An 11,061-nucleotide genomic window follows, 5' to 3' on the forward strand; every position below is an offset into this window, starting at 1 on the left:
TAAAGTTGAATAAATCTACCCATGTTTAGGAAATACTATAAAATATTCAGTAGAAAGGGCTTTTGGGTTATTGCATCTGCAGGGATAGATGACTTTGCTCTAACGTATGTCCCTCGCCATTGCTGCAGACGATCTTCCCACTGTTAGTCTTAGAGGCACTAGGTTTGATAAAAGACGAACTCAAAGCCTTTATTGTGGCAACCGGCGTAAATATGTCTGACAGACGCTGATAGTCAGCATATCCTCTACGCCGCTATACTCAACCTCATCCAACTCAAAATGTGACATGTAAGTGAGTGCACATAATCGGTCATCAATGTTGTGTAAATAATAATAATAGATTTGATGATTCGATTGCTTGTTCTTTTTCTATACCTATCCAGGTGCCGTAAAGACCTGCACTATACCCGTGAATAGTACCTTTTGAAGAATATCCTGTAAGCGAGCTATGTGTTTTACTTTTGCTAGTGCCGTATCCAGTCATAAGACCGAGACTCAAACGATCCGCTCCTTTTAATTTCATGATTTAATATCACTCCCAATCTGAACAACATACTGATTACTTTTTGTTTTAAGCTGTCCAGAAGAAGTGTGCCAATTCGTATGTCCGCCAACATTACGCATCCAAAGCAGGGTATTATTTTGCTCATCCGTAAATGAATCACGGTAAGTAGCACCTGAGGACCGGTCGCCAATACGTATAGAGTATCTGTATTATGTGCCACTCAAATACGATTCTATTTAAATCTGAATTTAAACTTAAACCATAGTTTACACCAAGACCTAAATTCCATATGGAAACTTGAAAAACTTTCCATACTCAATTTATTTAGTGCATTATTCTTGTGGCTACTGATTGTTTTCTCCTCAATATTAAGAAATTTTGAAATACTTTTTGAACTAATACCTTTGCAAAGATTATCTAAAACCAATAACTCACGCATAGTAAGCGGTGGTTTAGGGATGAAGTGACTATTTCCTATGACTTCCATAAGTTCATCAGCGAAATCATTAGTGTTGAGGTTCATCGAAATTTTATTCTTTCTGCATATTGCAAATATCTGTATTGGTTCAACAAATAAATTTGGTTTAATTTTATCAGGAAAAAAAACATATACGCTACCGTGTCCTGTATAAAAATATTTAATATTGAGGTTCGAAGGTAAGAAACCATTCTTTAACACCTCTTTTAAACCAATCTCAAAATAACTATTCTCTGTAATAATCATCAACTAACTCCCATTTCATAAAATTCCTTCGGATTTGAAAAAAGTCTTATTTCCGCATCATAAATTAAGGTAAATACATTAAAAGAGGAACGCAGTAATTTTCCTCAGAATATAGCGCATCCAGTCATGTCTATTTACCATGTTCCTAAAGAAAGGCATTAATTTTAACATTAACACTTGTGAATCTACATTAGATGCTGCTACAAAAAACATTCACTCAACCAGTGTGCTATCGAGATTAACTTAAGCTATGGCTTTCATTCTAGAATGCGTTGATCTATAACTATAATTTTGATATCGTGATCAATTATCATTATGATCATATGAACTACAGTTTTATTATTTAGATTATTGCATGCTACATATGAATTACATTCAATGCTTAATGTTCTTTAATAATTAGTTTAAATTAAAAACTTTGAACACTTTTCTATTCCCAATATTATTCCTACATAAATTATGTAAATTTTTAGTTACAAATTTTTGAGAGTTTACTTTCAAATTTAAGTATAGTCTAATTTATAAATAGTTGTGCAAATTAATTACTATAAAATGATTCGATCACGAAACTTAAAAAGTAATTATGAGAGATATTCATGAAAAATAAATTAGTTATTTTCAGGGAAATATGCGATCTTTACGAAACCATACTTAAAAATGAGTCTATAAACGAAGCCATCATAAATCATTCATTGCTCATTTTGGATGAATTCCGTTCAAAAAAACTTTTTTATAAATATATTTTTAAAAATAATCGTTTTTTGGCTGTAAGTATCGCTGCATGTGTTTTTTATAATCAAAATGATTCCTATTTTTCTGATGTAAAATCAGAGTGCTTAAAAACAGGAATGATTAGTGAAAACACAATAACCTCACTACTCTCCATGCTTAAAATCACAGGAAGAATAACTATTGATAAGAGCAGGTTAGATAAACGTAAAATAAAGTTCTCTTTCACAGAGAAAGGGGAGTTAGATACACTATCTTTAATAAATTCTGTAATGCCAGCTCTTAATATTTTGTTCCCTAACATTGTCAACTCATCCAGTTTATCGAAAAATGAGTTAGGTTTTTTTTTCCAAAAATACTATGATATTTTTCACGCTGGTTTATATCTTGTAGATTTAACTAAAGGAGCTGAGATATTCATCACTAAGGACTCAGGCCATATGATCATGGTTAGCTTATTTATGTTATGCCAAAATAACGAGATTGAGTCAAAAAAATCGAAAATTTCATATATTTCAAAAAATTGTGGAGTATCACGTTCGCACTTAAGAAACATTCTCATTGAGGCAAATAAATTGAACCTCCTAGTTTTTGATAACAAGTCAGGGAACATTCAAATCCTTGATACTTTCAATTCTATGTTCAGGTCCTATATGGCATATTACTTTTCTTTTGTAATTTACGGGTTAAAAGTGAGTTGAAAAATTTTGAAAAAAAGGTGTAATATTCTTCAAAGTAATAGCCTATGTTTAGGAACACTACCGTTATTACCAAAAACATCTTGGCTGAGAAATGCTAAGCTTCAAATTCGATATAAGAATAACCTTAGCTGTGGTTTTTTAGTAATACAAAAATTACCCCCAAATTTTAACAACAAACAACCTTTACTAATTGGTAAAAACATGTTCTGAACTATGACCTCTTGACATCATCCTTTTGTTGGAAACATCTTTCAAATTCTCGAAGTCGATGCTACAAGCTGCTGAATTAGGTTCAGTAAATTCAATTCATTTTAAATTTGAGAATACAAAAGGTTTTGAATTTCCTAAACACTAGACTTAACAATTGGTAAATAACTTGGAATATCTTTGGTATATTACTTCCATATAGCCTAAATATTCGTCAAAACTGTTTCTATCCAGTGTGCCAAGTGCGCCTATCCAGGGAAAATGGATGTCGTGGCTAATTTCTTATACGGATTGTACATTTCAATGAGACCAAGCTATAGACTTTACAACTGCTCATCATGAACTGGCTTCAGTTCTTGATAATGGTTCTAGCAGTGAGTTCGTCAGTGTCACGCGCAGATCGGCACTAGGTATTGTTGTTATTGATGCTGAGCACTATAAAAAATGTTGAAAATTCTGGTTGAATTAGAATTTACTGGTTGTTTAAACAACATGGCATGAGGCCAATCGGCGATTTATATTCTTTCATGTAGAGATATCATTGGCATTCACGAACGTATGATTGCAACTTACAGAAGTCTTGCAATCAATGATGATTCAGAATATGTCAACACTAATTCTGAATGGCTACATGTGTGAAGGTGACGGTGATTTATAAGTTCCAACTGCTGATTATATTCAAGCCATAGTGCAGCGCATTGTTTCAAGGGTGCAAATAATAGAACCGCATTTGCTTCATCAGTTTTGTTCCTCCAACATATTGAAATTCTTGTCCGGTTTCGGGTTGTCTACCTAGCAGCGCAGGGGAGGCTTAATGTGTGGAATATCGCTGGAGCACTAAAACAGCCGACATGATAAAATTATGTCCATATTTTAATGAACTAGATTTAACATAATTATGATTATATGAATCTAACTCATTGTTTATAATGAAATTAATAGTGCGTATCATCCTGACGGCGCAACACACCGATCCGCAAGACGTGCATCAAAAGCCTCAACCATTTGTAAGTAACCCAGCTTTAGTTCCACACACTTTTTGAGATTTCCGGTTTCTGATCCCTTCCCAATATTGATGCCAGGATAAATCAGAGATCCGGGTCTGTTGATCCCTTCCCAATATTGATGCCAGGATAAATCAGAGATCCGGGTCTGTTTGATCCCTTCCCAATATTGATGCCAGGATAAATCAGAGATCCGGGTCTGTTTGCAGGCTTCGGACAAATTCTTCCGGAGTCTGGTTATTTAATGAGGAATGTGGCCGGTACTGGTTATATTCCTGCCGCCAGTGCTCGATCTTCTCCTGAGCATCTTCCAGTGACAGGAACCAGTGCACATTCAAACACTCATCGCGCAGGCTCCCGTTGAATGACTCGACCAGAGCATTATCTGTCGGTCTGCCGGGCCGTGAGAAGTCCATTGTCACCTTATTTTCGTATGCCCATCGGTCAAGCGCTTTAGAGATAAATTCGCTGCCATTATCCGTCTGCAACCGGTGTGGTATACGGTGCTGCATTTGTTTCAGGCGCTCCATAACAGCCACCACATCCTCTCCGCGCAGCCCCTGACCAACTTCGATCGCCAGGCATTCACGACTAAAATTATCCACTACAGTTAGGGCACGTATCCGACGCCCGTTGAACAGATTATCAGCAACAAAATCCATGCTCCAGCACTGATCTAATGCGGTCACTTCTGGACGGGCGTGTCGGTGCCTGGCTGTAACATGCCTGAGTGGGCGTTTTGCTCGCAGATTCAGTCCTTCCTGACAGTAAATTCGGTGGGTTTTCTTGTGGTTGACTAACCAGCCTTCCCTGCGCAAAAGAATATGAATGCGCGGGCAACCATAGCGGATCCGTGTCTCCGCAATTTCTCTTATCCGGTGAGTCAGGGCCCTGTCATCACGACAACTGCGATAGAGGTATACCGTGCGACTCTGCATCATTAAACGGCAACCACGACGCAGCCCGATACGATAGGCGTCCAGCAGGTAAGTCACCGCTTCACGCTTCTGAATGGGCCTCAGAACTTTTTTCGAATGACATCCTGGAGCATTTCCTTATCCAGACTGAGGTCCGCCACCAGACGCTTAAGCCGTTGGTTTTCGTCCTCAAGCTGCCGCAAACGGCGCAGTTCTGTTACGCCCATACCGCCAAATTTTTTCTTCCAGTTATAAAAAGTGGCTTCAGAAATACCCATCTTTCTGCACACTTCCTCCACCCGAGTGCCTGTTTCGGCCTGTTTAAGGGCGAATGCTATCTGTTCTTCGGTATAACGGGTCTTTTTCATGGTTGATATGCCTCTCAGTGAGATGAAAGAAAGACCGGATACTTTAGTTTAGGCTGGCACTGTTTTCAGGGAGGAGATCATCTCAGCCATCAGCCGGTATTCTTCCGGCGTCAGGTTATTCAGGGATTCATGGGGCCGCTCACTGTTATATTCATTCAGCCAGCGCTCCGTTATTTCCCGTGCTTCATTCAGTGTTCTGAACAGATAAAAATCCAGTATTTCGGTCCGGTACGTTCGGTTAAACCTTTCTATAAACGCATTCTGTGTTGGCTTACCCGGCTTGATAAATTCCAGCATCACGCCATGCTCTTCGGCCCATTGCGCCAGAGCCAGTGATATCAGTTCCGGTCCGTTATACCTATTGAATGCATCCAGCTAGCGTTTAAGTCAGCTATTTTCTACAACTTGTAATGTCTGTGTCTGTCACAAGTGGAGAAAATCAATGAACACTTTAGTTAGTAACATCGGTGTGTCGGGGACTCTGATTGCCCTAGATATCGCTAAAAAACATCACGATGCAAAAATTCGGCACCCAGATGGACGAACATCCTATCTGCGTATTGAAAATACCCTGGAAGGGTTCAACCGACTGCTTGCGCTCACCGCTTCACCCCATGAAGATATTATCGCTGCATTTGAACCTACAGCTGATTATCACCGTAACATCGCATGGTGGTTACATAAGCAGGGAGTTCAGTGCCATCTTGTTTCATCTGTCAGATGTGCCCGAGCTCGTGAGATGCTGTTTAAGACCTGGGATAAAAATGATCGCAAAGATGCCAGTGTCATTATGTATTTGCTCGAACAAGGATTATCTTCACCATTTTATGATCCTCTGGCGAATGGCATTATCGATATACAGGAGATATCAAACACATACCATCAGGTTACTCTGGCACGAACACGATGTCCGAACAGCCTGGTTAACCACTATCTGACCCTTTATTTTCCCGAAGCTGAGCAGTTTCTGCATATGTCCCGGGCAGAGTGGTTTTGCCAGTTTTTAATTCAATTCCCTACACCGTCTTGTATCACGTCACTTAACCGGGATGTGTTTGTAAAACAGTCATGGGATGTTGTTGGGCGGAAACAGTATAAACAGCGGTTTCTTGAACATCTCTATGATGTTGCAGCGAATTCCATTGCATTACCGTTGCCAGATGATTCTCTGGCAGTGGCCACGTTCAGATTACAGCTTCATCGATATATCGAACTTTCGGCCCAACGATTACAACTTGAGAAACAAGCAGAAAAATATTTGCAGGAACGAAGTGACTACCAGCATTTACGTACGATCCCGGGGATTGGACCTGTCATTGCCCTTATGGTTATTGCTGAAAGTGGTGATTTGACACGTTTCGCTCATTATCGGCAGTACCTCAACTTTTGTGGTTTTAATCTCTCCGCCCTTCAGAGCGGGCAAAAGCACAGTGGTTACAGATTATCAAAACGTGGAAATGCGCGGTTAAGATATGCCTTCTGGCTTGCCGCCACAGTAGCAGTAAGAACGAGGGAAAACAGTTTCCGGTACAAATATGAACGCTATCTTCGGGAAAATGGAGACAAGCCTGATCAGAAAAGAAAAGCCATGACGGCTGTGGCAACAAAAGTCGCCAGAGTGGCGCATGCAATTGTAAAGCAGAATATTGATTACAAAGGGTATTATGAAATAAGCCATGGGACGTGATTCAACGGGCCGTAAGGCGCATCGCGACCATTAGATAATGCTCAACGTCCATGGTTTCCCAAAAATGCTGTGTTAAGTCCTGTCGGGCCATTTCGGACCCTTATATCTTGAAGATGGCATAAACTGAATTTGTAGGTCTGGCAAAGCTCATGCAGCACGTGCGAACCCCAGGGCATTAAGCCCGCATGCAAGCGTCCCGCGCATGAGCTGAGTCACTCATCACTAGCCCGTACAGTTGAATGAAAACAAATTCGTATCGTAAGGAGGGCACCATGAGTCAGCCAAATCAACACTGCATAGGTATCGATATTGCTAAGCTGTCGCTGGACATTGCAGGCACCGGAGAGTTCACATCATTTACCACCAATAATGATGACGACGGATTCACGATAATCCTGAAGGCGCTGCAAGAAGTGAAGATCTCGTTGATACTGATGGAAGCGACCGGAGGATTGGAGGCATCAGTAGCATGTATCTTACAAACCGCGGGTTATGAAGTGGTTGTTATTAATCCTCGTCAGGCTAGGGATTTTGCCCGCTCAATGGGATATTTGGCGAAAACGGATAAGCTTGATGCCACCATGCTGGCACAACTCGCCCAGGTCATCGATCGCCATCCTGACCGCAGCCGGTATATCCGTGCGCTGCCGGACGAAGCGCGCGCCGTACTCACCGCCATAGTTGTCCGTCGTCGCCAATTGAATAACATGCTGGTAGCCGAGCGTAATCGTCGCTATCCCTCTCATCCACAAAGTCGTAAGAGCATCAATAACATTATTGATGCGCTTGAAAACGAGCTAGACCGCATCAATGAAGAGATGAAGCAACACGTAAAAGTATTTTTCATGGAACAGGCCGAGTTGATTGGGAGCGTAAAAGGCGTTGGTGAAGTCACTGTCGCGTGTCTGATTGCTGAACTGCCGGAGCTGGGGAAACTCAACCGACGGGAGATTAGCGCACTGACCGGCGTTGCCCCCTGAACCGAGATTCAGGAAAAATGCGAGGTAGACGAACCACGTTTGGTGGCAGAGCCGGAGTCCGGGCAACGCTTTACATGGCGGCTCTTGTGGCTACACAGTTTAATCCCGCCATTAAAATGTTCTATCAACGCCTGCTTACCGCCGGAAAACCCAAAAAGCTCGCACTGGTAGCCTGCATGCGCAAACTCATCACCATTTTAAATTCAATGATCAGGAAAGGAGAAAAATGGGATGCCTCGTTAATATAAAAAATCTATTTATTACAATATTCAACATCAGGATTAAACATCAAATTCACTGTAAGTGTGCTTGACGATTACCCTATTGAATAATAAATGGATGCAGTTAGTAAAGTCCGCTATGTGCCAGATATAGTCATTCGAACCCTGAGGGTTACACTTTTAAGTGATTCAGGGTATGCGCTTACTGGTTACGAATATTGTGCCAGAATCATGTGATCTGATGATTGCCGCTTTGCTTTCGAGCCAGTAAGTGCTCCACGTTCGCTAACGAATACTCAGGGCATGCAGATAAACTGCTGACTATATTTCTTTCGAAGGGCGGTAATGCCTCCAATTGGTTGAATTTGATGTATAATGTCCGCTTTTGAGGTTCCCTCATGGCCAGCGTTAACGTTCATTGTCCCCGTTGCAATTCAGCTCAGGTTTACCGCCATGGTCAGAACCCCTGTGGACATGACCGCTTCCGTTGACGTGACTGCCACCGTGTGTTCCAGCTCACTTATTCTTATGAGGCCGTAAGCCGGGCGTGAAAGAACAGATCGTTGAGATGTCTTTCAACGGGGCGGGGGTCCGTGATACCGCCAGAACACTGAAAGTCGGTATCAATACCGTCATACGCGCATTAAAAAACTCGCACCGAAACAGTGACGTCTTCGCCAGTTGCTCATGCCGATATTGCCTGATCTGCGAACTGGATGAACAATGGAGCTTTGTTGGCAGCAAGGCCGACAGCACTGGCTCTGGTATGCATACAATACAAAAACGGGCGGTGTTCTGCTTACACCTTTGGCCCCCGAACCGATGAAACATGCCGTGAACTGCTTGCATTGCTCGCCCCTTTTACCATCGGCATGATAACCAGCGACAGCTGGGGTAGTTATGCCAGAGAAGTGCCGAGGATAAGCATCTGACCGGCAAGATTTTTACGCAGCGTATAGAGCGTAACAACCTGACGCTGGTACCCGTATCAAACGACTGGCGCGGAAAACGATTTGCTTCTCGCGCTCAATCGAACTCCACGAAAAAGTTATCGGTGCCTTCATCGAAAAACACATGTTCTACTAATTGGAGGCATTACCAGAATTCGATGCCCAGGGTGTGGCTGTCCGGTTTATTGATGACGGGATCAGCACCGACGGTGAAATGGGTAAAATGGTCGTAACCATTCTGTCAGCTGTCGCCCAGGCTGAACGGCGCAGAATACTGGAACGCACCAATGAAGGCAGACATGAAGCTAAGCTCAAAGGCATACGATTCGGCCGCAAACGCACCGTAAACAGGTCTATCGTTCTAGCACTCTATAGCAAAGGATCCGGGGCAACGGAAATTTCACGTCAAATTGGAATTGCGCGATCAACGGTCTATAAAATTATCTCTGAAGCGAGAGAAGGATAATTAATGCTCTGGATAAGGGATAATATCAAAATACGGCCTAATTATCTTAGGGTACTGTATTCAGAAGCGTTCGCGACACTAGGAACAAAAGAAAGGGGAGATGAATCTCCCCCGGCCAGCAAAAAAGCGCTCCGTATCAAACAGCAACGAAGCCGCCATCTACGAACAGTTCTTCACCGCCGACAAAGCTGCTTTCGTCAGAAGCCAGAAACATGACCGCCTTTGCAATTTCTTCGGTTCTGGCGAGCCTGCCGAATGGGATCGCTTGCTGCATCCACGCTTCCGAACCTTCATTGTTTTGCAGATAGGTCCGCATCGCGGGGGTCAACACCATTCCAGGCGAAACAACATTTACCCGGATGCCCTGACTTTTCAGATCTGTAGTCCATGTACGCGCAAGCGAGCGGATCGCCGCCTTCGTCGCACTGTAAATGGAAAGATTTGCAAAACCCTTGCTGCCTGCACCTGATCCGGTCAGGATGATGCTGCCGCCAGCCGTCATCAGCGGCAACGCTTTCTGCACGGTGAAGACAGTCCCTTTCACGTTAATGCCGAACACACGATCAAAGTGATCTTCCTCAATGCCACCAATCGGTGCTGATTCTGATATTCCTGCGTTGGCAAAAACCACATCCACATGGCCTTTTTCCTGCTGAATTTGCGCGTACAGGCGATCAAGGTCCACCTGACTACTGACATCGCCCTGCACTCCCACGGCACCCCGATTCCCTTTAAGGCTTCATTCAGTCGATCTTGTCGGCGACCAGTGATGTAGACGTGAGCGCCTTGCTCGGCGAAGGATTTGGCAGTGGTCAGACCGATGCCGTCGGTGCCGCCAGTAACGAGCACCACCCTGTTATCAAACCGTTTTGTCATGTCGCTTACTCGCTTTTGTTTCAAATGGAGGGTTGTTCCACTTATTATATGGAGCTATCCTCCATTTATCAAGTTGCAGAGAGACCAAGATTTTGACCCACGAAACAACTTTAAGGGCCGACGCCCAACGAAACAGAGAGCGCATTCTCGCAGCCGCCGAAGAAGTGTTTCTGGTGAAAGGCGCGAGCGCTCCCTGGACGATGTTGCGAAGTGTGCCGGGGTCGGTATCGGTACGCTGTATCGGCGCTTTCCAACACGCGAAGACCTGTTGGCTGCGGCCTACAGCGCCCGCTTCCTCACTTTTGCAGAAAACAGCCGCGCCCGAGCTACCGAACTTGGCCCATTAAGCGGCTTGCAAGCCTATTTAGAAGAACTGGTTCACCTCACGACCGTCTATCGCGGCCTTGCATCCTCACTCGGCACTGTTCTCCAGATCGGAACGCCGGGCTGCCTCGCAACGAGTGCGGAAGGTAGACGTCTTCTTGACCAGACTCAAAGGCTGGGAGCTATTCGGCCTGATTTCACCTTTGACGATCTGGTGTGCATTGCCACGGCCATCTTACTGTGTGCCGAGAACGACATTTCGCCGAAAACACGAATCTCGCATCTGGTGAATCTCTTTGTAAATGGAGCTGTGGTGAGGTGAAGCTAATAAATATCTTTCTGAACGGGTATTACACTTTTTTGTGCGTGATAAATGTCGGGTAATAGTTGATATCATTTTCA

General features: G+C 43.3%; 6 protein-coding genes and 6 pseudogenes. 6 read left to right on the forward strand and 6 right to left on the reverse strand.

Going from position 1 to position 11,061, the window contains the following annotated elements:
* Window positions 1–313 precede the first annotated feature (313 nt).
* The 3 genes from BV494_RS26315 to BV494_RS24975 are packed head-to-tail and all read right to left on the reverse strand — an operon-like array spanning window position 314 to window position 1,229.
* The gene (locus BV494_RS26315; protein ID WP_104925470.1) at window positions 314–523 is read right to left on the reverse strand and encodes an autotransporter outer membrane beta-barrel domain-containing protein; all 210 of its coding nucleotides are present in this window, start codon (window positions 521–523) and stop codon (window positions 314–316) included.
* Window positions 520–702: an autotransporter outer membrane beta-barrel domain-containing protein gene (locus tag BV494_RS26400; RefSeq protein ID WP_369694512.1), complete on the reverse strand. Its 183-nt coding sequence runs from the start codon at window positions 700–702 to the stop codon at window positions 520–522. Before BV494_RS26400 ends, BV494_RS26315 begins: the two co-directional genes overlap by 4 nt.
* Window positions 703–737: 35 nt before the next feature.
* Complete coding sequence (locus BV494_RS24975; protein ID WP_104925471.1) at window positions 738–1,229, reverse strand: helix-turn-helix domain-containing protein; 492 nt, start codon at window positions 1,227–1,229, stop codon at window positions 738–740.
* Between the two features lie 596 nt (window positions 1,230–1,825).
* Between BV494_RS24975 and BV494_RS24980 the strand changes: the two genes are divergently transcribed.
* Entirely contained in the window at window positions 1,826–2,659 is an 834-nt protein-coding gene (locus BV494_RS24980; RefSeq protein WP_104925472.1) for a hypothetical protein, read from the forward strand.
* Between the two features lie 1,396 nt (window positions 2,660–4,055).
* On the opposite strand, the gene BV494_RS24990 is transcribed toward BV494_RS24980, so the two are convergent.
* Together BV494_RS24990 and BV494_RS24995 are read right to left on the reverse strand one after the other, a co-directional pair.
* Window positions 4,056–5,155, reverse strand: a protein-coding gene (locus BV494_RS24990) for an IS3 family transposase (RefSeq protein ID WP_095924512.1) whose coding sequence is annotated in 2 segments (ribosomal slippage) — window positions 4,056–4,894 and window positions 4,894–5,155 — 1,101 coding nt in all. Because the reading frame shifts where the segments join, the coding sequence is not laid out codon by codon here.
* 48 nt (window positions 5,156–5,203) lie between these two features.
* Window positions 5,204–5,509, reverse strand: a pseudogene (locus BV494_RS24995) (integrase core domain-containing protein); the annotation flags it as partial.
* A gap of 88 nt (window positions 5,510–5,597) precedes the next feature.
* Between BV494_RS24995 and BV494_RS25000 the strand changes: the two are divergent.
* From BV494_RS25000 to BV494_RS25020, 4 genes and pseudogenes are all read left to right on the forward strand, one after another.
* Window positions 5,598–6,842: an IS110 family RNA-guided transposase gene (locus BV494_RS25000; RefSeq protein WP_104925309.1), complete on the forward strand. Its 1,245-nt coding sequence runs from the start codon at window positions 5,598–5,600 to the stop codon at window positions 6,840–6,842.
* 272 nt (window positions 6,843–7,114) lie between these two features.
* A pseudogene (locus tag BV494_RS25010) lies at window positions 7,115–8,070 on the forward strand (IS110 family RNA-guided transposase).
* Window positions 8,071–8,441: 371 nt separating this feature from the next.
* Window positions 8,442–9,129, forward strand: a pseudogene (locus BV494_RS25015) (IS1 family transposase).
* Window positions 9,130–9,141: 12 nt separating this feature from the next.
* Window positions 9,142–9,459: pseudogene (locus BV494_RS25020) on the forward strand (recombinase family protein); the annotation flags it as partial.
* 136 nt (window positions 9,460–9,595) lie between these two features.
* Here the strand turns inward: BV494_RS25020 and BV494_RS25025 are convergent.
* Window positions 9,596–10,335, reverse strand: a pseudogene (locus BV494_RS25025) (SDR family NAD(P)-dependent oxidoreductase).
* Window positions 10,336–10,427: 92 nt separating this feature from the next.
* Between BV494_RS25025 and BV494_RS25030 the strand changes: the two are divergent.
* A pseudogene (locus BV494_RS25030) lies at window positions 10,428–10,981 on the forward strand (TetR/AcrR family transcriptional regulator).
* Window positions 10,982–11,061 lie beyond the last annotated feature (80 nt).

This window comes from Rahnella sikkimica (assembly GCF_002951615.1).
In the GTDB taxonomy this organism is placed as follows: Bacteria; Pseudomonadota; Gammaproteobacteria; order Enterobacterales; family Enterobacteriaceae; genus Rahnella; species Rahnella sikkimica.